This window comes from Nitriliruptor alkaliphilus DSM 45188 (assembly GCF_000969705.1).
Lineage (GTDB): Bacteria > Actinomycetota > Nitriliruptoria > Nitriliruptorales > Nitriliruptoraceae > Nitriliruptor > Nitriliruptor alkaliphilus.
In genome coordinates this window covers 5,422,085-5,446,516 of the sequence record NZ_KQ033901.1, presented here as the reverse complement: position 1 = coordinate 5,446,516, position 24,432 = coordinate 5,422,085, and the positions used below count along the sequence as shown (strand labels likewise).

Sequence of the window (24,432 nt, the reverse complement as noted above, 5' to 3'; positions counted from 1 at the left end):
TCTGGAGGATCACCTGCGGGGATGGAACCGTTCGACCACGCCGGAGATCACGCTGGTCGGACGCTGCTGTTCGCCCATCTTCGCGCCGAGCACGATGTTCAGCCCGGTCAGCGCGGGTACGGCCCACTGCACGGCTCGCAGCTGGCGCTGGGCGGCTGCGAGTTCCTCGGGTGTCTCGGCGGTCGGCTCGACCGCCGATCCGACCGGGGCAGGCTGTTGTTCGCCGATCCTGTGGCCGAGGGCCGCGGCGTACAGGTCGGCGCCCAACGCTGCAGCGAAGACAGCCGTCTTGGCGAGGTTGGTCGTCATCGCACCGTGCTGTGCCGAGAGGCGGCCCTTGTTGTCCCACAGCAAGGCCAGGCTGCCGGCGACGTGTGCCCCGATGGCGGCGGTCTTCCAGGGCTGCCACCGCTGCCAGCCCACGTCGGCCACACGGACGCGGTCGGCGCTGCTGTCCATCACCGACGAGGCTCCGTGGAGGCCGACGGCGCCCATGAGCGCACCTCCGAACCAAGCGGCTGCGCCCAGATCGTGCAGGGCTCGGGCGACGGTCAGATCGGACACGGGCGGTCCCTTCGTCGGGGTCGCTCGAGTATCCCGACGGCGTCCGACCGAGCGCCTGGACGAACGGTCCGCCACCGGTGGCGCCGAGGCCTGGACGCCCCAGCGCCTCGGCGACCTCGAGGAGGTCCGAGCCCGAGCCGTCGAGGGTGCGACGTGCCTCGGCTGGCGACCTCTGACCGCGGCACGCCCCTGCGCTCGCCTCTCGGTGGCTCGGCGGGGAACTCACCTACCCGGTACGGGGTCCGCGTCGTGGACGAGTCGACACGGCCCGAGGGCTTCTCGAGGGAGCAACGATCGTGAACACCGCAGCGCTCATCGCCTGGGTCGTGACGGCGCTGGGAGGCTTCGCACGCTTCGGGATGTGGCTCACCCGTCGCCGGGAGGCGGACGCCGCCCCGGAACCGGGACCGCCTGTCGGGCAACCGGCGGCTCGCGCGCCCGTACCTGACGCTCGACCGGCTCGACGATCTCGAGGACGTGCGTACCCGGGCCTCCGAGGTCCGTCGCCGCCTCGCCGCCGGTGACCACTGACCCTCCTGGCGCCCGCCTGCTTGCGCTGTGCGGGGCGGGTGTCACCCTGGGTGGTCCTCACCCACAAACGAACCGGACGGACGTGCTGCATCTGTTGAAGGTGGTCCTCGCCACGATCTTCGGCGCCTGGGGCGTCGTGCGCGCTGCCGAGGCCGGCATCGCCGTCTGGATCCGCCGCGAGACGCGGCCCCGCGACCTGACCGGACTCGCGTGGGCCTGACCGGCCTCGCCTGGACCTGACCGGGCGCACCACGCGCTCGAGGCGCAGCGACCGGACCGTGCGAGGTGGCGCTCGACCCTTGACCACCCGGGCCCGCTCCGGCAGCCTCGGAGGAAGCACAGGGGAGGCGCCACGGTGGCTGCGGATCGGCTGCACGCACTGCTCGACGAGCACGACGTCCACCACGAGGTGACCACGCACACCCGCGCCGTGACGGCGGACCGGCTGGCCGAGGCCGAGGGGGTGAGCGGCTACGACATCGCCAAGCCGGTGATGATCAACGTCGGCGGCCAGCTCGCCATGGTGGTCGTACCTGGCGCCGAGCTGGTCGACCTCGACGCGGCGAGCGACGTGTTCGGCCACAACGCGGTCCGGCTCGCCATGGAGGAGGAGTTCGTCGACGTGTTCGACGACTGCGAGCCCGGGGCGGAGCCGCCCTTCGGCGTGCTCTACGGCATCCCGACGTTCCTCGAGGAGGACCTGCGCGCGCGGGACAAGATCGTGTGCCGCGACGGGACCCACACCCGGACGATCACGCTGGCCATGACCGACTACCTGCGGTTGGTGTCGCCGGAGATCATCCGGGTCGCGCGCTCCCCGGCCTGATCGGCGCGGCGCCGCGTTGACGCCCGCGGCCACGACCCGCGGGCTCGTCGACTGGTGCGCCCGTTCCCCGCGCCTGGCTCGCTACTAGGAATTGTTCCCACTACGGTTCCTGAGAACGCCCGCCGGGCGGCGATGGAGAACGACATGCACGAGGTAGGCACGCGGACCCGAGCCAGGTGGCTCAGCATCTGGTCGCTCATGGTGGTGGTCACGCTGCTGGCGGCGATGCAGACCGCTGCGGCGGGAGCTCCTCCCCCGCCCCGGTACGAGGTGGTCGACCTCGGGACGCTCGGCGGCAACGCCTCGTTCGCGCTCGATCTCAACGACCGCGGCGAGGTGACCGGTAACTCGAGGACCAGCACCACGACCCTGCCGCTGCTGGCGTTCGGCTGGTCGGACGGCGAGATGACCGAGATCGGCACGCTGCCGGGCAGCAACGCCTTCAGCCGCGGCTACGGCATCAACAACGCCGGCGTCGTCGTCGGCGAGAGCGACAACAACCGCCCGCGCGCCTTCCGCTGGGCGGACGGTGAGCTGTCCGACCTCGGCGACCTCGGTGGCGGCAGCGCCGTGGCGCACGACGTCAACGAGCCCGAGCAGATCGTCGGCGCGTCGTCGAACGGGACGACGTCGCGTCCGTTCGTGTACTGGCGGGGGCAGATGCGTGACCTCGGCACGGTGGCCGGTGGCGACGGGACACCGGGACGCGCCTGGGGCCTGAACGACCGCGGCGACATCGTCGGCAACTCGCGGGCCGTCGGGACCACCGCGCAGGCGACGCTGTGGGCCGGCCCCAACCGGAGCCGCCTCGGTCAGCCGGTCGGCCTCGGCTCCCTCGGTGACGGTGAACGGTTCAGCGAGGCCGTCGCGATCAACAACCGTCGGCAGGTGGTCGGCCGGTCGACGGTCGCCGGTTCCACCGAGCGGGCCTTCCTCTGGGAGGACGGTGTCGGGATGAGCGACCTCGGTTCGCTCGGGCTCAACCACAGCCGCGCGCTGGACATCAACCAGCGCGGTCAGGTCGTCGGGTACGCGTCGACGTTCGCCGGCCACACGGGCTTCTCCGACGCCGCCGGGTTCCTGTGGGAGAACGGGACGATGCACGACCTGAACGACCTCGTCGACGCGGACGAGTGGGACCTGCGCGCGGCCGAGGCCATCAACGCGGGCGGGGCGATCACCGGATACGGCCTGATCGACGGCCAGACCCGCGCGTTCCTCCTCGTCCCGACGGAACGCTGACCGACCGCACGACCACCGGCCCTCGCCCCTAGCGCGAGGGCCGGTTCTCGGGTCGGGGCGGAGCGTCGTGTCGGCGGGCGGTGTCGGGGCTCCCCTCGTCGGGTTCGCGGGGTTCGTGTCCCAAGAGCGTGCGAGAGTGATGCATCGGCCGGGGGTACGGCCGACACGATGACGAGGCCGCGGGACGCGTGGCCCGACCAACTCCAGGGGATCGCATGGCTTCCACACACACGCTCGACAACGGTGCCACCGTCAAGGTGCGCCACCCGTTAGCTCCGTTGGGGCTGGCGATCGTGACGCTCGGGATCTACCAGCTCGTCTGGTACTACAAGATCAACGCGGAGCTGCGTTCTCAGGGCGAGGATGTCAGCCCGGGCGTGGCGCTCCTGGCCGTATCGCTGGGGATCGTGCTGATCGTCCCCCCGTTCGTCTCGCTGTACAACACCGCCGAACGCATCCGCCGGGTCCAGGAGCGGACCGGTGTGACCGCACCGATCAGCCCGGTGCTGGCCCTCGTGCTCCTGTTCATCCCGTTCGCCAACATGTTCCAGACGGCCTACATGCAGAGCGCGCTCAACGCCGCCTGGGAGCGGGCGGCTGGCGTGACCACCCCCGCGGCTGTACCCCCGGCACCGGCCGCACCTGCGGCAGGCTGATCCTCCCGGTGTCCCTGGCTGCCACCGACGCAAGGTCGTAGCCAGGGACGCCAGGTGGCGGTGCACGTCGGCCCTCCACTCGGCGACGGGGAGAGCGTGATCTCGTCGAACGGGCCCGAAGGGGGTGTCGGTGGCCTGGAGGCCGGCACCGAGCCGGGACCAGGCGAACCCGGACCCGCCCGGCCCTGCCCCCTCGGGCAACCGCCGGCCGGCCGCGGAGGGCCCTGCGGTGCCGGGACTTGACGGCCGCGTCGATGCGCTCCAACGTGAGTCGGGGAGCGTCTCGAGAGGACGACCTGTGAACGGCCAGGTGCAGCGCCCCGCGGCCAAGGAGCCGCTGACGCTGCTCGCCGGCCCCTACGGGCACCCGTTCCACCCCCTCGTGGTCACGGTGCCGATCGGTGCCTGGGTCGCCAGCATGGCGTTCGACCTGGCGTCGCGGTGGGCCACCGACCCGCACGTCTTCGCCACCGGGTCGCGGTGGCTGCTCGCCCTCGGCGTCGTCGGCGCCGTGGTGGCCGCGATGATCGGCGTCCTCGACCTCCTGGCGATCCCAGGCGGCACCGTCGCCCGGCGGACCGGCTACCTCCACATGTCGCTGAACCTGCTCGTCACCGCGCTCTACACGGTGTCGTTCCTGCTCCGCAACGGCGAGGGACCGGTCCCGTGGAGCCTCGTCGCCCTCTCGGTGGCGGGACTCGGTGGACTCGCTGCCGCAGGGTGGCTCGGCGGCGAGCTCACCTACCGGTACGGGATCCGCGTCGTGGACGAGACGACACAGGCCGAGGGCTTCTCGAGGGAGGAACGATCGTGACCATCGCAGCGCTGATCGCCTGGGTCGTGACGGCGCTGGGCGGCTTCGCACTGTTCGGGATGTGGCTCACCCGTCGTCGGGAGGCCGACGCTGCCCCGAGCCGGATCGGCCCCGGGTTGATCTTCGCCCACCTGCTCCTGGCCGCCACCGGCCTGGTCATCTGGCTGGTCCACGTGCTCGGGCTCGACGAGCCGTGGATCCGGTGGCTCGCGCTCGCGATCCTGGTCGTCGTCACGGGCCTCGGGCTCGCGATGTCCGCGCGGTGGGCTGCCGACCGCAAGGACCGCTCCCCGCCACCCACCCCGGAGCAGGGGTTCCCGGTGGTCCTCGTGGCCGGCCACGGGGTCCTCGCCGTGGTGACCCTGGTGCTCGTCGCACTCATCGCCTTCGGTGTGGCCTGAAGTTGCGGACGTCGATGCCGACGCGGCGTCGCCCAGAGCCGTGGCGACGAGCTGTTCCGCCTCGCGGGTGCCGCACGCGCGACCGGCCCTCGCTCCCTTGCGCGACGGCTGGGTTCACGGCGCGACCGCAGCACGGGTTGCCAGTCAGATGCCACCGTGACACCATCATCGTGCCATCGAGCTGGAGGGTCGCCGTGGCGGTCAAGGTGAAGGTGGACGCTCAGGGCCGGGTCGTGATTCCGCAGGCTGAGCGGGAACGGCTCGGGCTCTCCGCCGGCGGCGCCCTCGACCTCATCGCGACACCTGAGGGTCTGCTCCTCGAACGCCGACGTCGTGCGACGGTCACCGTCGAGGAGGACGGACTGCCACTGGTGCGTGTCGATGAGCTCGGCACGGTGAGCAACACGGAAGCCATCGATGCCATCCACCAGCAGCGGGCCGGTCGGTGATCGACACGTCCGTCATGCTGGCCGGCCTCGTCCACGAGCACGAGTTCCACGAGGTAGCTCGCCCTCAGGTGCGTGAGGCGGCGCGTCGGCAGGTACCAGGCATCGTCATCGCCGAGACGTGGGCAGCGCTCCGGCGAGCGCCGTGGCACCTCGACGCGGCGACCGTCCAGGAGGTCCTCGCCCCGTGGGCCATCGAGGACCGCATCCTCGTGACCCCCGCCGGTGCGTACGTCGACGCCGTGCGCACCGGTCGAGCAGCGAACCTCGGCGGCAACATCCACGACCTGCTGATCGCCATGACCTGTGCGGAGCACGGGCTCCCTCTCGCGACGCTCGATCGACGACAGGCCACGCTCGGCAGGAGCGTGCCGGGACTCGATGTCACCTTGCTGCTCCCCGACGCGTGATGGCTCAGCGAACGCGACGTGGGGATGTCGGCACTCCTGCTCCGGGAGGTCGGTGAGGTGGGACTGCTCGGACGGCTGCGCTCGCGGGCGAGGTCGGCGACGGTTCCCGAGATCCCGAGGACGGAACCCGAGCGGTCCCTCGCGCGGCTTCAGGCTCGCGGGACCTGGCTGCACGTGGAGTCGCCAGGCGGCCCGCCGCGGCACGGACGGAAGGAACCCGACCTGCAGGTCGCCTGGTGGTGGCACCAGGGAGCGCGCACCGTGGTCCTCGGATCGCAGGTGGTCAGCATCCTCGGCCCGACCGACATCCGACCGGGGCCGCTGCACTTCGCCGAGGTCGAGCAGATCGTGATCGTGGGTGGTGGCGGCCCGGCTCCTGGCGGGGTGCGGCGCGCCCGTGGGGCGAGTCTGCGTCTCGACCCGGAGGTCCCCGCGTACGTGACTGGCCCAGCGCCGGCGGCGAGGACGGTGAAGGCGTTGGAACCGCTCCTCGGCCGCACCGTGGAGCTCCGTGTGACGGGCGGCCGGACCGCCCACCACGGTGGCGTGGTGCTTCGCGAGGGCACCGAGGACCTCCCTGTCCTCCGGGGAGAACTCGTGGCCGCGGTGTCGGGTAGCGGACACATCGTGTTGGTGCTCGACGACCTGACGGTCGTCGTCCTCCACGAGCCGTGCCACTTCCGGGTCGACGACGGCACGGTCCACCTCGACGGCGACCTCGGTCGGGTGGTCCTCGACCTGCCGGCCCCGGACGTTCACGTCGCCCGCGACGCCACCCTGCAGGTGCGCCCGGAGTGATCGCAGGGCACTCCCGTTCCGGAGCTGCCCGTCGCGAGGTAGGGCGAGATGGCTCGCCATGGATGCGACGCTGCGGCGATCCGGCCGACGTGCCTCCATCGTCACTATCCGGCTCTTGGGTTGTTTCCGTGGGTCGCTGATGGGGTTCTGACGTGAAACGCCGCCTCCTACCTACGTTTCCGGCTGTCTAGGACGGTCACGTAGGAGGAGGCGGCGCGTGCACAGGGTATGGCGACGGTTGCTGGAGCTGGATGAGCTCACGGTGCTCGAATCGGTCGAGTTCGACCCGGACGCCCAGATGGTGATCGCGTCGGTGCGTCCCAAGGCTCGGGCCAAGCGCCGTTGCGGTCGGTGTGGCCGCCGCTCGCCGGGCTATGACCACGGTGAGGGACGCCGTCGGTGGCGTGGGCTCGACCTGGGCACGGTCAGGTTGGTGCTCGAGGCCGAGGCACCGCGAGTGACCTGCCGTGACCACGGGGTGGTGGTCGCCAAGGTGCCCTGGGCCCGGCACGGTGCCCGCCAGACCCGCGCGTTCGAGGACACCGTGGCGTGGCTGGCGACCAACTGCTCCAAGGTCGCGGTCACCCAGCTGACCCGGATCAGCTGGCGCACGGTCGGGTCGATCGTGACCCGTGTGGTGGCAGAGGTCGACGCCCACACCGACCGGCTCGATGGGCTGACCCGGATCGGCATCGACGAGATCTCCTACCGCAAGGGACAGAAGTACCTCACCGTCGTGGTCGATCACGACACCGGCCGGCTGGTGTGGGCCGAACCCGGCCGGGACCGGGCCACCCTGCGCAGGTTCTTCGACCTGCTCGGAACCGACCGCAGCGCACGGTTGACCCACATCTCGGGCGATGGCGCCGAATGGATCGCCACCGTGGTCGCCGAACGCGCCCCCCACGCGGTGCTGTGCGCCGATCCGTTCCATGTCGTGGCGTGGGCCACCCAGTGCCTGGATGAGGTCCGCCGCGAGGTCTGGAACGAGGCCCGCCGCCAGGCCGGCGGGATGGTCGCCTGGGGCAGCCACAGCGGGCTCCGCTACAACCTCTCACGCGGCGACGCCCGCAAGATCCAGCACTCCCGCTGGGCGCTGTGGAAGAACCCCGAGGACCTCACCGCCCACCAACGCGCCAAGCTCGACTGGGTCGCGAGGACCAGCCCGAAACTGCACCGCGCCTACCTGCTCAAAGAGGGGCTGCGGTTCGCGTTCAAGATCAAGGGCGAGGCCGGCAAGCAGGCCCTCGATCGCTGGCTCGCATGGGCGCAACGCTGCCGACTGCCCGCCTTCGTCGCCCTCGGCCGCAAGATCAAACGTCACCTGCCCGCCATCCACGCCACCCTCGAGCACGGCCTGTCCAACGGGCTCATCGAATCGGTCAACACCCGCATCCGCCTGATCACCCGCATCGCCTTCGGGTTCAAACACCCCCAAGCACTGATCGCCCTCGCGATGCTCTCCCTCGGCGGCTACCGACCCGCCCTCCCCGGACGATGACCCACGGAAACAGCAGAAGAGTCCACTATCCACAGCCTCCCGGGACCCGCCCTCGACCCGCGGAGCCCGCGAGGGGACGCTGCCTGCCCCGACGCAGGAGCGATACGGATGGAGTGGGTGGCCCGAGCGCGTGGGCTCGAGCTGGCGAAGCGGCTCGAGGAGATGTCACCCGAAGCCCGACGGCTGCTGACCGAGAACTCGAGGTGGTGGCCCCGCCAGGACGGAGGTCTCGGCTTCCGGATCGACGCGGACACTGAGGAGCTAGCCGCGCTCGAAGAGCTGAGCGGCGTGCTCGCTCTCGGTCTCGGCCTCGATCTGGAGCACCGAGCTCCCGATGAAAAGCTCGTCCTCGATGACGGTGATGGTCTGACGTTCGCCCAGCTCCGGTCGGTACTCGATGCGCGGCGCCAGATCAGCCGAACGTCCTCACGGAACCTTGCCGACCATAACGCGTCGCGTTACTATCCGAGCTGATGATCCGCTCCTTCCGCGACCGCGACACCGAGCGCCTCGCTGAGCGGCAGCGGGTCGAAAAGTGGTCACCGGAACTGAGCAAGGTCGCGTTACGGAAGCTGCGCATGCTCGACGCCGCGGAGGAACTCACCGACCTGCGGGTCCCGCCCGGCAACCGGCTCGAGCGGTTGAGGGGCGACCGCCGAGGCCAGCACAGCATCCGCATCAACCACCAGTGGCGCATCTGCTTCCGGTGGGAGGCCGACAACGCCTACGACGTCGAGATCGTGGACTACCACTGAGGGGAACACGATGACGAAACTCCCAGCCGTCCACCCCGGCGAGGTGCTCCTCGAGGAGTTCCTCGCGGCGGCAGGGCTGTCGCAGTACCGACTGGCGAAGGACATCAGCGTGCCGCCGCGCCGTATCAACGAGATCGTCCACGGCAAGCGAGCCGTCACCGCCGACACCGCGCTGCGACTGGCCCGCTACTTCGGGACGACCCCACGGTTCTGGCTCAACCTGCAGGCCCAGTACGACCTCGACGTGGAAGCCGACCGCTTGGGCGACCGACTCGACCACGAGGTCACCGCGCACGCCGGCTGAGACCTCGCGCCGCTGGAGCGTCCCCTCCTCCGCGGCAGCGGCCGGAGGCACCGGCCACGCCCATCTGCGTCGCCACTCGATCAGCTATCGAGTGGCTGGTCTGGCACTCGTGGCCAGCCACCTCGGCCGGTTGGCGGATCCCCGGGTGCCTGGACGCTCGCCTGCTCGGTCAGGACGTCAGGATCGCCTTCCCCGAGGGCACCCGCGATGTCCAGGATCCACTGCCGTGCCACGTCGATCGGCGTCGTGGACAGCCCTCCCGGCGGCTTGGGCAGTCCCGACGCGGTCAGGGCGGGTTCGAGGCGCTGGAGGCGCCGGGACATCTCGACAGCCGGCTGGCGCAACCGATCGTCGGCCACCAGTCCGAGCGACGCGAGCACCCCTGCGAGAACCTGGAAGAGGGGTGTCCAGTTCGGAGCGAGCTTCGGAAGTTCGCCCACGACGACTCTGAGCCCACTGGCATCGCGCAAGGCGTAGCGGGACGGGCCTCCACCGCGCTTCTCGATGAGACCGCCCTTGGCGAGCATCTCGAGGTCCGTAGCTGCCTGCCGCTGCGTGTAGGCGATCCGCTCGCCCAACTGGGCCACCGACCACTCCTGCGACGGGTTCAGGAGCATCAACCGCACCAGCTCAGCGCGAGACCCGACACCGAACAGGGCCCGTAGGCGCAGCTGGAGCAGCGAGGGAGCGGACAGTTCCCTGAGCCGCGACTTGCCGCTCGGTTCGAGCTCGTAGGCACGCCCTCGATCGCTTCCCGGCCACTTGCGGCCGGTCAGGTGCGTCATCGTGGCGCTGAGATCCGCGAAAGCCGGCTCGTCCTGCCACAACGGATCGGACACGACGTGCCGGAACTGGCTGAGGCTCACGAACGCGGGGTTGGCGATGCACCAGTCGACAGCTTCCCGGCGAAGGCGACGCTCTCGCTCTCCGAGGACGGCTGTGAACGCGAGCAGCGGCTCGAGTTCGACGCACCATCCCTGGTGACGACGATCCCAGGTCGAGACGCCAAGTTCACCCCAGAGACTCCACGCGAGCCTCGCGCAGGACTTGAAGACGGCATCCCGAAGGTCAGACACGCGCGAACACACCGCGGTCCGCGAGCGCGTAAGCGAGCACCGGCAGGGCAGTACGCGGACCACGGGCAACCATAGGCCGAATCTTACCTTCACGAATCGCGAAGGCGACCTACACGGCAGAACGGCATCCACTCTGTCACGATCGCCAACCCGGCGTTCCTGGCGACTCCTGTGTGGTCCTGCGCCGAGCGCTTCGCTACATTCGCTACATCCGCTACATGAGGATGGCCGTGGGCAGCGAGGCACAGCCGAGGGATCTGCGCAACAACTACGGAGACCTGCTCCGTCGAGTGCAGGCCGGCGAGACCGTGGACATCGTGCGCGACGGTGTGGCCATCGCGAGCCTCACTCCCCCGCGACTTCCGCGCGGTGCGTCTCGTGAGCGTCTCGTCGAGGTTTTCGCGGGCGCCGATCACATCGATCGCGATGCGTTCTTCGCCGACCTGGACGCGGTGTCCGACTCCAGCCTCCGTGACCCGTACGCCACGTGAAGCGGGCGCTCCTCGACACGTCGGTGCTCATCGACCTGCCGATCCTGGTCACCGAGCAGCCGGACCGGCTTCCCGATGACGGCTACCTCAGTGCTGTCTCGATGGCCGAACTCGTGCAAGGCCCGCTCATGGCTCGGTCCAACGAGGAGCGCGCGCGTCGCCAACGGCGCCTCCAGGACGTGATGACCGCCTTCCCGGCGCCGCTGCCGTTCGATGCCGCATGCGTCTCCGCGTACGGCCCTGTCGTCGCTTCCACCATCACCTCGGAACGGAGCAGCCGCCGACGCATGGCTGATCTGATGATCGCTGCGACGGCTCTCGCTCATCGGATGCCGCTCGTCACCAGGAACGCCGACGACGTGCGACACCTCGATGGCTTGATCGAGATCATCGCTGTCTAGGACGACGGGACAGGAGCCGGACCGCCGCGAGCGTCAGGGAAGCGCCGAACGGGCGCGACGACCACCAGGTCCACCGCGGACCAGCGCGCAGCCCGACCATGCCGGCCAGTGGCCAGCTACAGGCGACGCCCGATCCGTTCACATCTCGTACATCATCGTGCGGGATGTGAACCAGTCGAACTCGCTCGCCCAACCATGAGCCCGAGCTCAATCGGCGAGTGACGCGAAGGGGTCGCGGACCAGGAGATCGTCGAACCGCTGGCCGTCGCTGAGGTCCTCGGTCAGCAGCGTCTCACAGCCTGCTGTCAGCGCCGCTTCCACGATCAGGGCGTCCCACAAGGAGAGCTGCGACGCCGTCGAGCGGTCGATGCCTCGCAGGACGAGTTCGCCCGTCAGGGGCACGACGTCCAGGGCAGCCATCTCCCTGACCACCGCTCTCGCGGGCCCGTGCTCCAGCGGACGGGCCAGCTTGCGCGTGACGGTCACGAAGAACTCGTTGAGCACCTGGGAGCTCACGACAGAGGTCTCCGGATCCGCAGACTCGAGGACCCCCTGCGCTATCCCACGCTTCGCCGGCGCCGCCGCGTCGAAGGCGTAGACCAGCACGTTCGTGTCGATGAACTGCTTAGCGGTCATAGAGGTCGTCTCGGGTCCAGGTGCGGCCCTCGGCCCCCGACGAGGCTCCGGAGAGTCTCGAGAGTTCGACGATCTCCTTCAAAGCCGCGCGGCGACGTTCGTCGCGGGCGTACCGCTCGAGATGTTCGCGGACCAGGGCGTTCACCGAGGTGCCCTGCTCGAGTGCACGGATACGCGCGCGGCGGAGCACCTCGTCGTCGATAGTGAGCGTCAGGTTGGCCACGGCAGGCTCCACGGGTCCCGTGCTACACGGATCACGTGCCAAGCGTACACTCATGGCTAGGTCCGTTCCATCACCCACGCTCAGATGGGGCAGGCCGCCTGCCAGCCGTCCGGGGTGCTGGCGTGCACCGCGGGGCGGCGCAGCGGCTGCGGCCACCCTGCCGTCGGCTGGTGGCGGGCCGCGAGGTCGCGGGCGTGCCGGCCCAGGCGGTGCCTCGCTGCTTCTGCTTCACGGGTCCCGCCGCTGGCGGGCGCGTCGGCCGGCGTCCCCGCGGACAGATCGAGGTCCACGTCGCCGCTGCCATCCACCATCAGCTGGTGTCCCCAGCTGACCGCCGTGTACAGCGCGTGCACCGGCGACACACCGAGGCGGTTGCGGATCGCGTCGTCCAGCACGCTGGCGACGGGTCCGTGCTCGACGTCGAGGTCGCTGGCCGAGCCGATCCCGTCGACCGGCAAGGTGCGCGTCCGCAGGTCGTAGCCCTCCCCATCGGCCCGCCGCGCGTAGGAGGTGACCACCCACGTCCGCGACACGACCGGCGCGTCGGTCTCGTGCAGGTCACGGATCCGCACCGGTGCTGCCACGACCGCCGCGTCCGGGGCCAGTTCGCCCACGACCACGGCGAGCTCAGTCAGCGGATCGACCTCGTCGTCGGGTCGCTCGTGTCGGGCGTCGATGAGCCAGTCGGCCTGGCCGCCGGTGAAGATCATCGCCAGCGGCGCATCGAGGAGGTCGGCGTCCGGTGTGTCGAGGAAGGCGGTGAGCCACGCCTCGTGGGTGTCCCAGGTCGGGCGGCCCTTCACGAGCCCACCTCCTGCGTGCTGCGGCGGGGCGGCACCCCGACGCCGGGTGAGATCGCGCACGCGCCGCCGGTCGATGGGCCGGACGTCGCGACGATCCAGCCGGTCCATGCCGAACCGTTCCCGCCAGCCGGGCGCGACTTCCACGACGGTCCCCCATCGCGACAGGCCGTACGCCAGACAGGCCGCGCTCACCGGCGGGAGGTCCAGCACCTTCCTCGGTGGTGCCAGCGCGTACCGCAGCAGGTCGGTCCAGCCACCCTCCTCCAGTTCGATCGGCGGCTGCCACCGCACCTCGCCGTCCTCGACCTCGCGCTCGACCATGTGGACCTCGGTGACGACCTCCTCCCCCTCGCGGCGTCCGACCTCGACGTCGATGGCGTAGCTCGCGAGGGCATCACGCAGGTGATCGTCGTCGATCTCCGGATCGGTCAGCCGGGCGTGGCCGAACACCAGCGCCTGCTCGAGGCCGAGGACCGTCGGCACGACCGCCAGGTGCTGCATCGCCGCGTCCATGTCGCCGCTGAGCGCGACGACGCCGGGTTGGGCGCGGACCACCGGTTCCTCGTCGACGAACCCGTACAGGGTCGGGCGGACCTGCAGGCCGCGGAGGATGGTGGCTTCGGCCTCGCGGCACGCGCTGCCGATCGGGTCGTCCCAACGAGGTGGCTGCATCCCTCGGCTCCGATCTCGGGTGAGGCGCCACCCTGCCGGCAGGGAGCCGCCTGGCCGGATCGGATCGGATCGAGCCTGTGGATACCGAACACGGGGAGGCGATCCGGTCCACCCGGGCAACGTGCCCGTCGTCCCGGTCTGGCAGGCTGTGGTCCCGATCCGCTCCGGGAGCGACCCGAGGAGCCACTGGTGGCCAGGACCTGGCTGTCGATCCAAGTCGACCTGATCGAGGGAGCGCACGCCCCCGAGCTGTGGCCACGGCCCGGTCGGCTGCTGCTCGCCCGGCCCGGCATGACCTTCCGGATGCTCGCCGACGCCATCAACCAGGCGTTCGCCCGCTGGGACCTCGCCCACCTGCACGCCTTCACCCTCGCGGACGGGACCCGGATCGCCTACCTCACCGACTGGGACGAGGGCGACGACCTGCTCGACGACCGCACCGAGAAGCTCACCCGCCTGCAGCTCGGCGAACGGTTCAGCTTCGAGTTCGACTTCGGCGACGGCTGGATGCACCTGTGCACCGTCGGTGAGGAGAAGGTCGACCCGCACGAGGTCCTCGGCGAACTCCCGGACCGCCCCGTCCCCTACTTCGGATGGGGTGCCATCCCCGACCAGTACGGGCGGCGCTGGGACGAGGACGACGGCGAGTCGCCCGTCCCCCCGCCACCCGAGCCGCTCCTGAGCGACCTGCCCGACCTGCACCACGACTGGGGCTCTCGCGCGTTCACCGTGGGCGACGGCAGCGGCGGCGAGGTGGTCCCGGGCCCGTGGCCGACGGCGGGGCTCGACCACGGCGACCAACCGCCCCTGGCGCCCTGGACGTACGCGACGATCCAGGACCTGCGGCGAGCCGTCCACCAGCGCGATGCGTTCGCGCTGGTCGACCTGCTGCTCGAACACGAGCCGCTCGAGGTCGCACACCTGGCCGGCCCCGCCCTCATCGACGCCATCGCCGGAGGGCACGACGTCGCCCAGGTCGTCGTCGAGGGGCTGCTGCCCAATCTCGGCACGCGCGGCTGGTTGGGCGACGACGAGCTCGTCGCCGACCTCGAACGGGCCACTGGGGACCATCCTGACCAGCTTCGGCCGACACCGGTCGACCTCGACGAGCTCGCGACCCACCTCGAGGGTCCGACCGACCTCGACGAGGGATGGGCGCTGGAGGTGGCGACCGGCCGGTGCTGGCCGCGCGACCCGGTGGGCATGGCCGGGATCGAGGAACCCGAGGACTTCGACGACCCCGACCGGTTCGTGGTCGTCCTCGGCCTCGGCTCCGGCGTCGGCTACCGCGACATGACCGACTTCATCGACCAGGTGACCGACGAGCAGCTCGCCGGGCGGCTGGAGGTCGCCGTGCAGGGCAGGGGCGCGTTCCGCCGGTTCAAGGACACGCTCTTCGACGACGAGGTCTGGTGGTCGCGGTGGGCCACGTTCTCGGCCGAGCGCCAGCTCGCGCGCGCTCGGTGGTGGCTGGCTGAAGCGGGGTTGCGGCCGGCGACCCTGGCGGACGCCGCGCCGACCGACGGGGAATGACCCGCGGTAGGTGATGCCAGGTGTGAGCGGGCCGGGTCGCCGCTCCTCGTCCACAGCCGCTGAGCGATCCGATCCGCCGAACGGCACGGCCCGCGCGACGGTGTCTCCTCGCCGCGACGAGGAGACCGTCACCGTGCTCGACATCCCGACGACCATCGCCCGTCACGGGTGGGCCATCCAGGCCGTCCCCGACGACGGTCCCGGCGAGCCGTCCTTCGCCTACAGCATCGGCCTGCACGAGCGGGGGCTGCCCGAACTGCTCGCGATCGGGCTGCACCCCGAGGAGGCGGCGTGGCTCGTCCAGCAGGTCGCCGAGGTGATGACACGGGCGGGCGGCGACACCCTCGCACCCGGCGACACGATCACGCTCGACCTCGGACCTTCCTCGCCGGAGGTGCGCCTCGGCACCGTCGCCGATCAGTGGGTGCCCCGCTACCTCCTGCGGGCCTACGAGCACTACGGCGAGGATCGCGACCTCGACGTGCTCCAGATCCTTCTACCGGACTCGAACGGCCGCTACGAGGGACCCGACGTCGACACCTACGTCCTCGAACGCCAGCCACTCCTGTCGGAGGTCGAGCGGCCGTGGCGTGTCCCGTTCGGCCGCCCCCTCCTCGACGCCTACCCTCCGCCGGTCCAGCAGCCGTTCCTCCTCCTGCCGATCTGGACCCCCGAGGGCCCCCTCGGCCGTGAGGAACTGGTCGCCGCCGAGCCGCTCGCCGACGGTACGTGGCGCGTGGTGTCGGTACCGGCGCTAGCGGACTGGTGCACCTACGGCACGTTGGTGGAGGCCGATCCCGTCGTGGACCGCTGCCCGCTGACCGGCGAGCTCGCCGAGGTGGCGCGCTACAGCCGGGTCGTCCGCGAGTCCCACTGGGTCGCGCAGCGGTGGACCTGGCACGGCACCAGCGAGGATGACATCGACCGGCTCTGCGACGCGGTCACCGGGCTGACCACAGGACAACGGACCCGCGTGTGCGGGCCGTCCGCGATGCCCCACGCCATCACGGTCGCGGCCCAGCCGCCCGAGACCGAACCGCTGCGCTCGGCGATGCGGCGCCTCGAGCGCGACGGGATCGTGGCGCCGCGCGAACTGTTCCACCGGCGCGAGGAAGGAGGGCTCGGACCGCACGACCCTCGCTGCCCCGACTGCGCGCCGCGCCCATGACCGCTATCATGCGTATCTGCATGATTTCATGCGTGCTCGCATCCAGTGACCAGGAGCACATCGTGCCTCGGACCCTGCAGATCCGTGACGTCGATGACGAGGTCTACGCCGGCCTGGTCCGCCACGCAGCCGATGCCGGCATCACCGTCCCCGAGCTGCTCCGACGCCACGCCACCCGGCTCGCTGCGCGACCGACGACCAACGAGTGGCTGGATCGCACCCGACGGCGCACCTCCGGTACCTCGCGTGCGGAGGTCATCGAGGCGCTGGACGAGCTGCGAGGAGCCTGGCCCGATGCTGGTCGTTGACGCCGGTGCCTTGTTCGAGGTCATCGCCGGCGCGACGACCGCCGACGTCATCCGCGATCGGCTCGCCGAGGACGAGGAGCAGTTCGCACCACACCTGATCGACGTCGAGGTCCTCGGCGTCATCCGCAAGCACCGCGAGGTCGGTCTGCTCGACGCCACCGCCGCACGACAGGCGGTCGAGGACCTGCGCGACTGGCCCGGCGAGCGAGTGGGTCACCGACCCTTCCTCGAACGAGCGTGGGAGCTGCGTGCATCCATCCGCGGCCAGGACGCCATGTACGTGGCGCTCGCCGAGGCGCTCGGCGCGACCCTGCTCACCACGGACGCTCGGCTGGCGCGGGCGAACGGTCCCCGCTGCCCCATCGAGGTCCACCCCGCGCCCTGAGGGCGGCGGTCGTCCACAGGCTCACGCCGGTCGAGCTCTGGGGAACGCGCCCGGTCGTGCAAGCTCGCCGGCATGCCCATCCCGACGTTGGCCGAGTGGCTCGAGGAGTGGTCGGCGTCCCGGCGCCACCACCTCGAGGCGTCCTCGGTGGCCTCCTACCGCATCATGGCGGACGCCTACCTGCTACCCCACCTGGGCGACGTGCCCCTCGACGCGCTCGACGTCCGCCGCATCGAGGCGACCTACGCCACGCTCCTGACCCGCGGCGGCCGTGGCGGCCGGCCACTCGCACCGCGGACCGTCGCCTACGCCCACGCGGTGCTGCACCGGGCACTGGTCGACGCGGTCCGCCTCGGGGTGCTCGCCACCAACCCGGCCGCCGCCGTCACCCTCCCCCGTCACGCCGTCGACGGGCGCCCACCCCGGCGGCTGCGGGTCTGGGACGCACGGCAGGTGGGTCAGTTCCTCGTCGCCTCCGCGGATCACCCCCTCGCCGACCTCTGGGCGGTGGCGCTCGGAACGGGACTGCGTCGTGGCGAGCTGCTCGGCCTGCGCCGCCGCGACGTCGACGTCGAGGCGGCACGGTTGACGGTGGCGGTCGCCGTCGCCGAGGTCGACGGTGCCGTGCAGTTGAAACGCCCGAAGACCGGCCGGACCCGGACCGTCAGCCTCGACGACCACACCCTCGGCCACCTCGACGAGCGGCTCCGGTCATCGGCCTCGGCGGGCGCGGACGCACCGGTGTTCGCCGACGCCACCGGCGGCCACCTGCGGCCTCGACGGATCAGCGACATCTGGCGCGCGTACGTGCGGACCCTCCCCCTGCCGCCGATCCGTCTCCACGACCTGCGCCACACCCACGCCACCCTGCTGCTCGCCGCCGGGGTGCCGGTCAAGGTCGTCAGCGAACGTCTCGGCCACACCAAGATCGCCATGACCCTCGACGTGTACGCCCACGTCCTGCCCGCGATGGACCGCGACGCCGCCGACCGGTTCGGGCAACTGCTGAGCGGTGACTGACCCACCGGCATCCGCTTGGATGTCCTCGACCGAACGCTGGGCGACGAACGGGACGACGATGGCTCGCGATCGGACCAGCGACCGGCGGCCGACCCCCGTGCGGGCCGGCCCCAGGAACGGCGACCGCGCGGAGCCTCGCCGCGATCCCCTCCGCACCATCGCCAGGTGGGGGCTCGGCGGTTTCCTCGCGTTCGTGGGGACGGGCCACCTCACCTTCGGACGCAGGGAGTTCCAGGCGCAGGTGCCCGCCTGGGTGCCGGTCGACGCCGACGTGGTGGTGGTCGCCTCCGGGATCGCCGAGATCACCCTCGGCCTAGCGCTGCTGTCCGGCCGCAAGCGCGCCCCGGTGGGCTGGGCGACCGCGGCCTTCTTCGTGGCCATCTTCCCCGGCAACGTCGCGCAGTACCTCGAGGGGACCGACGCGTTCGGCCTCGACTCCGACCGCGCCCGGTTCGTGCGCCTGTTCTTCCAGCCGGTGCTGATCGCCTGGGCCGTGTGGTCGACCGGCGCGTGGCGGGCGTGGCGCGGACGCGACCGCTGACCCCGGTCGTCCGCTGCTCGGCCGCCGGTGATCGGCCAGCCTGGCGACCTACCCTCCTCCCCGTGAGCTTCCGTCCCATCCACCCGACCGGCGCCCCGAACGGCGCCCAACGACTCGTGGTCGCCCTCGACCGGGACGGGCCGAGCTGCGTGTGGTGCTCACGGACCTTCTCCGACCACGTGCGGCCCACCCGCGACCACGTGATCCCACGCGTCAAGGGCGGCCCGAGCATCCCCGAGAACGAGGTCGCCGCCTGCGCCCGGTGCAACCGCGAGCGCGGCCACGCCTCCCCGGTCCAGTGGCTCGACGAGGTCCGGGTGCGCGGCCGTGAGCCGCGTCCCGAGGTCATCGAGGCATCGCTCCGGCGGCTCGCGGCCCACATCGAGGAGCGCGGCGGCCTGCGACGCATCCGCGGCTACCTCACCACCGAGCTGCGCAAGCTCGACCGCGCGGGTCCCGGACCGAGCTGACCGACGGGTACCGACCGACCACCCGGCGCCGATCCCGAGCCATCGCCCGAGCGTAGAACATCTGCTACGGTCGCCTGATGGCCGAGATCATCCCGCAACGCGAGCTGCGCAACAACGTCAGCGCGGTCCTGCGCGCCGCGGAGGGTGGCGCCCACTACACGGTCACCGTCGACGGGCGGCCCGTCGCCGAGCTGGGACCGCACCGGCCCCGCCAGTGGGTGCACCGCGACGAGGTGGCCGCTCTCCTCGCCACCCCGACCGACGTACACCTCCTCGATGACGTCGCCGAGCACGATCTCGACGACGGGCTCGGCCACGACCCATGGTCGGACGCGTGAGGGGGCTGCTCGACACCTCGGTCGTGATCGCGCGCGAGGTCGCCGAGCTACCCGACGAGGCGGCGATCTCCGCCGCCACGTTGGCGGAGCTGCACGTCGGGGTGCTGCTCGCCCGGAACGATGCGGCCCGCAGTAGCCGCCTGCGACGCCTGACGGAGATCGAGTCGAGGTTCGACCCCCTCCCGATCGACGCCCCGGTGGCCCGCTCCTACGGGATGCTCGCCCACGCCACGGTCACGGCGGACCGCCAGCCGCGTCGACGCGCGCTCGACCTCCTGATCGCCGCCACCGCGCACGCCCACGACGTCCCGCTCTACACCCGCGACCGGGACGACCTGGCCGCACTCGGCGAGCACATCGATGTCCGCCTGGTGTGACGCGGCCGCGGACACTCGCCCGACTCAGCCGATGTCGCGCGTGCGGAATCCCACGAGGCCGACCCCCGCCAGTGCCGCCGCCACCGCGAGCAGCGCCAGGACCGGCACCGCCGCGAGCGGCTCGGCGGGGACCAGCGGCGCGTGCGTGAACGGCGACAGGTTCAGCGCCCACTGGTCGAGCTGCAGGACGGGCCCGAGCTGCCCGAGCAGGAGGAAGGCGACCAGCGCCCCCCACGCCAGCCCGACGAACCGGGGCAGCCAGCCGAACAGCGCGACGGTCAGGCCGGCGACCACCAGCACGGCCGGCACCTGCGCGAGCGCGGCCCCAGCCAGCCGCGGCACCTGCCCGAGGTCACCGATCCGCAGGCCATGCGCCAGACCCTCCCCCGCACCTGCGACCGCGAGCAGCCAGGCGCTGCCGATCACGGCGATGGCCAGGTGCCCGCTGAGCCAGGAGAGGCGCGTGACCCGCGTCGCGAGCACCGGTTCGGCCCGCAGGCCCGTCTCCTCGGTCCGCGGACGCAGCAGCGCAGTGATGGTGTAGAGCGACACGATCATCGCCAGGATGCCCATCGTCGCCGCGATGAACGCGTCCACCAGCACCTGCGCGCCACCGAGGCGTTCGAGCATCTCGGCCGCCCCGGGCACGTCGTCGATGAGATCGCTGACGCTCTCGGCCACGAACCCGTAGACCAGGCCGGTGCCGAACACCCCGAGCGTCCACCACAGCAGCGTGCCGCGTTGCAGGCGCCACGCCAACGCCAGGGGGCTCGCCAACCACGGGGCCGCCTCCGCCTCCCCGAGGCGTGACGGCAGCAAGCCCGATCCGGTGTCGCGGCGCTCGACGAGGAGGTAGGCGACCGCCGTGCCGACGACCACGAGCACCGCCATGAGGCCGAGCACCCACCATCGCTCGCCGGCGAAGGGCTGCACCTCGGTGGTCCAGCCGACCGGGGACGCCCACCGAAGCCACGTCGGGCCGGCTTCGCCCGCCCCGTCCGCCACGCCCCGGACCAGGAACGCGACCCCGAGCACCGCACCTGCCAGCCCGTTGGCTCCACGTGCGGTCGCGGACAGCTGCGCGGTCACCGCCGCGATGGCGGCGAACATCGCCCCGGCCCCGGCGTAGACCGCCCCGAGCGCGACCGCGCCCGCCACCGCCTCCCCCTGCACCACGAGGCTCACCGTCACGAAGCCACCGATGAGCAGGCTGGCACCGAGGGTGACGATCAGCGCCGCGGTCAACGGTGCGCGGTGCCCCACGACGGTGGATCCGACGAGGTCGAGCCGGCCGGCCTCCTCCTCGGCTCGGGTGTGGCGGGTGACCGTCTGCAGCGCCATCAGCGGCACGAGCACCATCTGGAAGAAGCTCATCCGCCACGTCACCAGGCCGCCGACCGACAGCGGGTCCTGCAACGGACCGAGCAGCGCACCGAAGGCGGGGTTGGCCGCCACGGACCCGCCGAGCTGCCGACGTGACACCTCGTCGGGGTACAGCTCGCCGATCGCTGCGGCGAACACCGCCACGACCGCCACGATGGCCAGCACCCAGACCAGCAGCCGGATGCGGTCGAGGCGCAGGCCGAGCCGCACCAACGTCCACGTGCCGGTCAGCGACCTCACCCCCGGGCTCGGGGCGCGGTGTCGTCGCCCCGGGCTCGGGGCGCGGTGTCGTCGCCCCGGGCTCGGAGCGCGGTGTCGTCGCCCCGGGCTCGGGGCGCGGTGTCGTCGCCCCGGGCTCGGGGCGCCGTGTCGTCGCCCCGGGCTCGGGGCGCCGTGTCGTAGTGGCGCAGGAACAGCTCCTCGAGGGTCGGGGGGCGGCTGACCAGCCGAACGATCCCTGCCTCGGACAGCCGACGCATCACCGCCCGGACCGCGTCGGCATCGACCTCGCACTCGATCAGGTCGCCGGTCACGACCAGGTCGTGGACCCCCGGGAGCGCAGCGAGGTCGCTCGGGACGACGTCGAGCTCGGCGCTGATGGCGGTGCGGGTCAGGTGACGGAGGTCGTCGATGGTGCCCGACTCCACGATCCGGCCGGCGCGGATGATGCTGACCCGGTCGCACAGCGCCTCGACCTCGCTGAGGATGTGGCTGGAGAGCAGGACGGTCCGCCCCCGGTTGCGGTCGTCCTGGACCACCGCCCGGAACTCGGCCTCCATGAGCGGGTCCAGCCCGGCCGTGGGTTCGTCGAGCAGCAGGAGCTCCACGTCGGAGGCGAGGGCGCTGATCAGCGCGACCTTCTGCCGGTTGCCCTTGGAGTAGGCCCGCCCCTTCTTGGTCGGGTCGAGCTGGAACCGGTCGATCAGCTCGTCGCGGCGCCGAGGGTCGACCCCGCCCCGCAGGCGCCCGAGCAGGTCGATGACCTCGCCGCCCGACAGCTGCGGCCACAGCTCGACGTCGCCGGGCACGTACGCCAACCGGCCGTGCAGGTCGGTGACGTCGCGCCACGGGTCGCCGCCGAGGACGACAGCTCGCCCGCCGTCGGCACGCAGCAGCCCGAGGAGGATCCGCAGGGCGGTGGTCTTGCCGGCCCCGTTGGGGCCGAGGAAGCCGTGGACCTCACCGGTGGCGACCGTGAGGTCGAGCCCGTCGAGCGCCACCGTCGCGCCGAAGGTCTTGCGGAGGCCATCGATCTCGACGGCGGGTCGGTCCACACCGGTCCCCTCTCGCGCCTGGGCGGACTCTACGCCTGCGCGGCTCCGAGCAGTCGGTTCCCGCGCCGCCATCCACAGCTGGCGAGGGGGCCGGGCTCGACAGCTGCCGGATCCGAGGTAGGCCTGCCGCCCACGCCTCCGAGGAGACCGACGTGAGCCAGCTCGAGCAGACGGCGACCAGTACCGCGATCGGGACCGACCTGACGCGCCGCCAACGCGAGGTCCTCGCCGCCCTGCAGCGGATCCACCAGCGGCACGGGTTCCCTCCGACGTTGCGTGAGCTCGGTGAGGACGTCGGTCTGTCGTCCGCCAGCAGCGTGCACGCCCACGTGAAGACCCTCGAGCGACTCGGCCTCGTCGAGCACCGGGCGGGCCGGAACCGCACGCTGCGCGCCGTCCCTCCCCCCGAGGTGGGCCGCGACGTGCGCTGACCCGCGCCGGTCGGGTCGCAGGACCGTGACGGTCGCCGTCGCTGTCCCCATCCGACCTGGACGCCCCGTGCGGTCTACGGCGGATCGTCCTGCGCCGATCCGGCGTCGTCGGTAGGCGACCCGAACCGTCGTGCCCGCTCAGCCTGCGATCTCGCGGCCCGCGCGGCGACCTTCCGCTTCCCACGTGCGGTGAACGGGGCGTTGTTCAGCCACCAGTACAGCAGGAGGTACCCGCCGAGGAACACCGGGCCGACCCACATGGCGCCGCCGTAGAGGACCTGCTGCGACTCGGTCACCCGCTCCTCCGCCCCACCGGTCGATGCCAGGAGCCACCGCTGTCCGGCCTCCTCCGTTCGAGCCTGCCACCGGGGTGCGACAGGCCTCGGTCGGGGCACCTCGGGAACGTCACGGCGCGGTTCGCCGAGAGTGTGCTAGATTTACGAGAATCCCGAGAAAGAGCCAGAGTTGGGTGATCCGTTCAAGACGCCGAACCCCGGCGGTGCCCTACCCCGGGCCGCCAGCCCGTTCCGGCCCGGGCCCGGCAAGGTCCCGCCGGCGTTCGGGTCGCGGACCTCGCCGCTGCGTACCGCCAAGGACATCGTCGACCGCCTCGCCGTCCCCTCCGACCCCGTCGCGATGCCGCTGCTGCGCGGGGTCCGCGGCGTCGGCAAGACCGCGCTGATGGCCTACACGCGCCACCACGCCACGGCCACCGGCACCGTCGCGTTGCACATCGAAGCGGACGCCTCCGACACCGACCTGACCGCGACCTGCCGCTCCCTGCTGCGCGACGCCGCCCCGCTGACCAGCGCGGTCGGTGACCTGCGCCGACGACTGTCATCGATCTCGATCACCCGCGGCGAGCTCGCCTTCCACCCCGCCGAGTCCGACCGCGGCGACATCACCCTCGAGGCGCTGCTCTACGACCTGGTGTTGCTCGCCGAGCACCGCGGCGTGGGCCTCCTGCTGACCGTCGACGAGGTCCACGAGGCCGAGGAACTGCTGCTGCGCCCCCTGATGCGGGCCGTCCACCGCCACGCCCAGGACGCCCGCCCCCTCGGGGTGATGTTCTCCGGCCTGCCCGGTGCCGCCAGGACGCTGCTCGAGGAGGGCCAGACCTACGCCGAACGCATCGCCACCTACGACCTCGGGATGCTCGACCGTGGTGGGGTCACCGCTGCGCTCGACGAACCGTTCGAGGAGCACGCCGGTGTCCGGGTCGGTGGCGACGTCATCGACCACGTGCTCGACGACACCGGTGGCTACCCCTACTTCGTGCAGCTGTGGGGCGAGGCACTGTGGACGATCCTGCCCGAGCGACGCGACGTGCGACTCGCCGACGTGGTGCGGGCCCAGGTCCTGGTCGACGAGCGGCGCGACGGGTTCTTCACCTCCCGGTGGCAGCGCTTCCCCCGGGGCCGGGCCCGTGAGCTCGCCCGCACCCTCGCCGACCTCGGCTCACCCGCGCGGATGGCCACGATCGCCGATCGGCTCGGGCACGCCGACCAGCGTCCGCTGTCGGATGCCCGCGCCACCCTGCTGGCCGCCGGGCACCTCTACGCCCCAGAGCGGGGCCGGGTCGCCTTCACCGTGCCCGGGTTCGACCGCTGGCTCGCGGAGCACCACGACGTTTGACGCCGACGCGGGCCCGCCC

At 71.7% G+C, this 24,432-nt stretch carries 34 protein-coding genes; 26 read left to right on the top strand and 8 right to left on the bottom strand.

The features are described from left to right. Positions 1–9: 9 nt before the first annotated feature. On the bottom strand, positions 10–564 hold the full coding sequence (locus tag NITAL_RS25495) for a hypothetical protein (RefSeq protein WP_052669039.1): 555 nt from the start codon (positions 562–564) through the stop codon (positions 10–12). A 613-nt stretch (positions 565–1,177) separates the two neighbouring features. On the opposite strand from NITAL_RS25495, the gene NITAL_RS27670 reads away from it, so the two are divergent. From NITAL_RS27670 to NITAL_RS25435, 13 genes are all read left to right on the top strand, one after another. Beyond that, positions 1,178–1,315, top strand: a complete 138-nt coding sequence (locus tag NITAL_RS27670; protein ID WP_157042104.1) for a hypothetical protein — start codon at positions 1,178–1,180, stop codon at positions 1,313–1,315. 135 nt (positions 1,316–1,450) lie between these two features. Beyond that, positions 1,451–1,921 carry an aminoacyl-tRNA deacylase gene (locus tag NITAL_RS25490; protein ID WP_052669038.1) on the top strand — a complete coding sequence of 157 codons (471 nt, stop codon included), beginning with the start codon at positions 1,451–1,453 and terminating at the stop codon, positions 1,919–1,921. A gap of 144 nt (positions 1,922–2,065) precedes the next feature. Beyond that, entirely contained in the window at positions 2,066–3,163 is a 1,098-nt protein-coding gene (locus tag NITAL_RS25485; RefSeq protein ID WP_052669037.1) for a DUF3466 family protein, read from the top strand. Between the two features lie 215 nt (positions 3,164–3,378). Further along, a complete protein-coding gene (locus NITAL_RS25480; RefSeq protein WP_083442019.1) occupies positions 3,379–3,819 on the top strand; it encodes a DUF4234 domain-containing protein in 441 nt (146 codons plus the stop codon). Between the two features lie 298 nt (positions 3,820–4,117). Further along, positions 4,118–4,633, top strand: coding sequence for a DUF2231 domain-containing protein (locus NITAL_RS25475; RefSeq protein WP_052669035.1), 516 nt, complete (start codon positions 4,118–4,120; stop codon positions 4,631–4,633). Continuing rightward, complete coding sequence (locus tag NITAL_RS25470; RefSeq protein ID WP_052669034.1) at positions 4,630–5,034, top strand: hypothetical protein; 405 nt, start codon at positions 4,630–4,632, stop codon at positions 5,032–5,034. Before NITAL_RS25475 ends, NITAL_RS25470 begins: the two co-directional genes overlap by 4 nt. A 194-nt stretch (positions 5,035–5,228) precedes the next feature. After that, positions 5,229–5,483: an AbrB/MazE/SpoVT family DNA-binding domain-containing protein gene (locus tag NITAL_RS28340; protein ID WP_052669033.1), complete on the top strand. Its 255-nt coding sequence runs from the start codon at positions 5,229–5,231 to the stop codon at positions 5,481–5,483. Next, positions 5,480–5,890, top strand: coding sequence for a PIN domain-containing protein (locus NITAL_RS25460; protein ID WP_052669032.1), 411 nt, complete (start codon positions 5,480–5,482; stop codon positions 5,888–5,890). Before NITAL_RS28340 ends, NITAL_RS25460 begins: the two co-directional genes overlap by 4 nt. Before the next feature lie 261 nt (positions 5,891–6,151). Further along, a complete protein-coding gene (locus NITAL_RS25455; RefSeq protein ID WP_157042102.1) occupies positions 6,152–6,688 on the top strand; it encodes a hypothetical protein in 537 nt (178 codons plus the stop codon). Between the two features lie 217 nt (positions 6,689–6,905). Beyond that, a complete protein-coding gene (locus NITAL_RS25450) occupies positions 6,906–8,189 on the top strand; it encodes an ISL3 family transposase (protein WP_052668424.1) in 1,284 nt (427 codons plus the stop codon). 108 nt (positions 8,190–8,297) lie between these two features. Beyond that, the gene (locus NITAL_RS25445; RefSeq protein WP_052669030.1) at positions 8,298–8,663 is read left to right on the top strand and encodes a hypothetical protein; all 366 of its coding nucleotides are present in this window, start codon (positions 8,298–8,300) and stop codon (positions 8,661–8,663) included. Then, a complete protein-coding gene (locus NITAL_RS25440) occupies positions 8,663–8,944 on the top strand; it encodes a type II toxin-antitoxin system RelE/ParE family toxin (protein WP_052669029.1) in 282 nt (93 codons plus the stop codon). Before NITAL_RS25445 ends, NITAL_RS25440 begins: the two co-directional genes overlap by 1 nt. A gap of 10 nt (positions 8,945–8,954) precedes the next feature. Beyond that, positions 8,955–9,248, top strand: a complete 294-nt coding sequence (locus NITAL_RS25435) for a HigA family addiction module antitoxin (RefSeq protein ID WP_052669028.1) — start codon at positions 8,955–8,957, stop codon at positions 9,246–9,248. Positions 9,249–9,328: 80 nt separating this feature from the next. Here the strand turns inward: NITAL_RS25435 and NITAL_RS25430 are convergent, their stop codons facing one another. Beyond that, positions 9,329–10,456 carry a hypothetical protein gene (locus NITAL_RS25430; protein WP_211262680.1) on the bottom strand — a complete coding sequence of 376 codons (1,128 nt, stop codon included), beginning with the start codon at positions 10,454–10,456 and terminating at the stop codon, positions 9,329–9,331. 98 nt (positions 10,457–10,554) lie between these two features. On the opposite strand from NITAL_RS25430, the gene NITAL_RS25425 reads away from it, so the two are divergent. Next, positions 10,555–10,815 (top strand): type II toxin-antitoxin system Phd/YefM family antitoxin, encoded by a 261-nt coding sequence (locus tag NITAL_RS25425; protein ID WP_052669026.1) that lies wholly within the window; start codon positions 10,555–10,557, stop codon positions 10,813–10,815. Next, entirely contained in the window at positions 10,812–11,216 is a 405-nt protein-coding gene (locus NITAL_RS25420; protein WP_052669025.1) for a type II toxin-antitoxin system VapC family toxin, read from the top strand. The genes NITAL_RS25425 and NITAL_RS25420 overlap by 4 nt, the downstream gene beginning before the upstream one ends. A 207-nt stretch (positions 11,217–11,423) precedes the next feature. On the opposite strand, the gene NITAL_RS25415 is transcribed toward NITAL_RS25420, so the two are convergent. The 3 genes from NITAL_RS25415 to NITAL_RS25405 all read right to left on the bottom strand — a co-directional run bounded on the left by NITAL_RS25415 (position 11,424) and on the right by NITAL_RS25405 (position 13,550). After that, positions 11,424–11,852 (bottom strand): PIN domain-containing protein, encoded by a 429-nt coding sequence (locus tag NITAL_RS25415; RefSeq protein WP_052669024.1) that lies wholly within the window; start codon positions 11,850–11,852, stop codon positions 11,424–11,426. Then, entirely contained in the window at positions 11,842–12,075 is a 234-nt protein-coding gene (locus tag NITAL_RS25410) for a DUF6364 family protein (protein WP_052669023.1), read from the bottom strand. Before NITAL_RS25410 ends, NITAL_RS25415 begins: the two co-directional genes overlap by 11 nt. Before the next feature lie 80 nt (positions 12,076–12,155). Further along, positions 12,156–13,550, bottom strand: a complete 1,395-nt coding sequence (locus NITAL_RS25405; RefSeq protein ID WP_211262679.1) for a hypothetical protein — start codon at positions 13,548–13,550, stop codon at positions 12,156–12,158. A 189-nt stretch (positions 13,551–13,739) separates the two neighbouring features. Between NITAL_RS25405 and NITAL_RS26855 the strand changes: the two genes are divergently transcribed. The 9 genes from NITAL_RS26855 (at position 13,740) to NITAL_RS25360 (ending at position 19,690) form a co-directional block, all read left to right on the top strand. Further along, a complete protein-coding gene (locus NITAL_RS26855; protein ID WP_211262678.1) occupies positions 13,740–15,083 on the top strand; it encodes a UPF0158 family protein in 1,344 nt (447 codons plus the stop codon). Positions 15,084–15,216: 133 nt separating this feature from the next. Continuing rightward, the gene (locus tag NITAL_RS25395; RefSeq protein ID WP_052669021.1) at positions 15,217–16,251 is read left to right on the top strand and encodes a DUF4262 domain-containing protein; all 1,035 of its coding nucleotides are present in this window, start codon (positions 15,217–15,219) and stop codon (positions 16,249–16,251) included. Between the two features lie 62 nt (positions 16,252–16,313). Further along, on the top strand, positions 16,314–16,559 hold the full coding sequence (locus NITAL_RS25390; RefSeq protein WP_052669020.1) for a hypothetical protein: 246 nt from the start codon (positions 16,314–16,316) through the stop codon (positions 16,557–16,559). Beyond that, positions 16,546–16,944 (top strand): type II toxin-antitoxin system VapC family toxin, encoded by a 399-nt coding sequence (locus tag NITAL_RS25385; RefSeq protein ID WP_052669019.1) that lies wholly within the window; start codon positions 16,546–16,548, stop codon positions 16,942–16,944. The genes NITAL_RS25390 and NITAL_RS25385 overlap by 14 nt, the downstream gene beginning before the upstream one ends. Positions 16,945–17,016: 72 nt before the next feature. Then, positions 17,017–17,964: a tyrosine-type recombinase/integrase gene (locus NITAL_RS25380; RefSeq protein ID WP_052669018.1), complete on the top strand. Its 948-nt coding sequence runs from the start codon at positions 17,017–17,019 to the stop codon at positions 17,962–17,964. 58 nt (positions 17,965–18,022) lie between these two features. After that, positions 18,023–18,505 carry a DoxX family protein gene (locus NITAL_RS25375; RefSeq protein ID WP_211262677.1) on the top strand — a complete coding sequence of 161 codons (483 nt, stop codon included), beginning with the start codon at positions 18,023–18,025 and terminating at the stop codon, positions 18,503–18,505. 62 nt (positions 18,506–18,567) lie between these two features. Continuing rightward, a complete protein-coding gene (locus tag NITAL_RS25370; protein WP_211262676.1) occupies positions 18,568–18,975 on the top strand; it encodes an HNH endonuclease in 408 nt (135 codons plus the stop codon). A gap of 77 nt (positions 18,976–19,052) precedes the next feature. Then, positions 19,053–19,313, top strand: a complete 261-nt coding sequence (locus tag NITAL_RS28760) for a type II toxin-antitoxin system Phd/YefM family antitoxin (RefSeq protein ID WP_052669017.1) — start codon at positions 19,053–19,055, stop codon at positions 19,311–19,313. Next, entirely contained in the window at positions 19,310–19,690 is a 381-nt protein-coding gene (locus tag NITAL_RS25360) for a type II toxin-antitoxin system VapC family toxin (protein ID WP_211262675.1), read from the top strand. The genes NITAL_RS28760 and NITAL_RS25360 overlap by 4 nt, the downstream gene beginning before the upstream one ends. Before the next feature lie 24 nt (positions 19,691–19,714). On the opposite strand, the gene NITAL_RS25355 is transcribed toward NITAL_RS25360, so the two are convergent. Continuing rightward, positions 19,715–21,313: an ABC transporter permease gene (locus NITAL_RS25355; protein ID WP_052669015.1), complete on the bottom strand. Its 1,599-nt coding sequence runs from the start codon at positions 21,311–21,313 to the stop codon at positions 19,715–19,717. After that, positions 21,310–22,347, bottom strand: a complete 1,038-nt coding sequence (locus NITAL_RS25350; RefSeq protein WP_281175577.1) for an ABC transporter ATP-binding protein — start codon at positions 22,345–22,347, stop codon at positions 21,310–21,312. Before NITAL_RS25350 ends, NITAL_RS25355 begins: the two co-directional genes overlap by 4 nt. 152 nt (positions 22,348–22,499) lie before the next feature. Between NITAL_RS25350 and NITAL_RS25345 the strand changes: the two genes are divergently transcribed. Beyond that, positions 22,500–22,778: a LexA family protein gene (locus NITAL_RS25345; protein ID WP_052669014.1), complete on the top strand. Its 279-nt coding sequence runs from the start codon at positions 22,500–22,502 to the stop codon at positions 22,776–22,778. Between the two features lie 74 nt (positions 22,779–22,852). On the opposite strand, the gene NITAL_RS25340 is transcribed toward NITAL_RS25345, so the two are convergent. Beyond that, complete coding sequence (locus NITAL_RS25340; RefSeq protein WP_052669013.1) at positions 22,853–23,074, bottom strand: hypothetical protein; 222 nt, start codon at positions 23,072–23,074, stop codon at positions 22,853–22,855. Between the two features lie 169 nt (positions 23,075–23,243). Here NITAL_RS25340 and NITAL_RS25335 point away from each other — a divergent pair, with 169 nt between their 5' ends. Next, positions 23,244–24,413 carry an ATP-binding protein gene (locus tag NITAL_RS25335; RefSeq protein WP_052669012.1) on the top strand — a complete coding sequence of 390 codons (1,170 nt, stop codon included), beginning with the start codon at positions 23,244–23,246 and terminating at the stop codon, positions 24,411–24,413. Positions 24,414–24,432 lie beyond the last annotated feature (19 nt).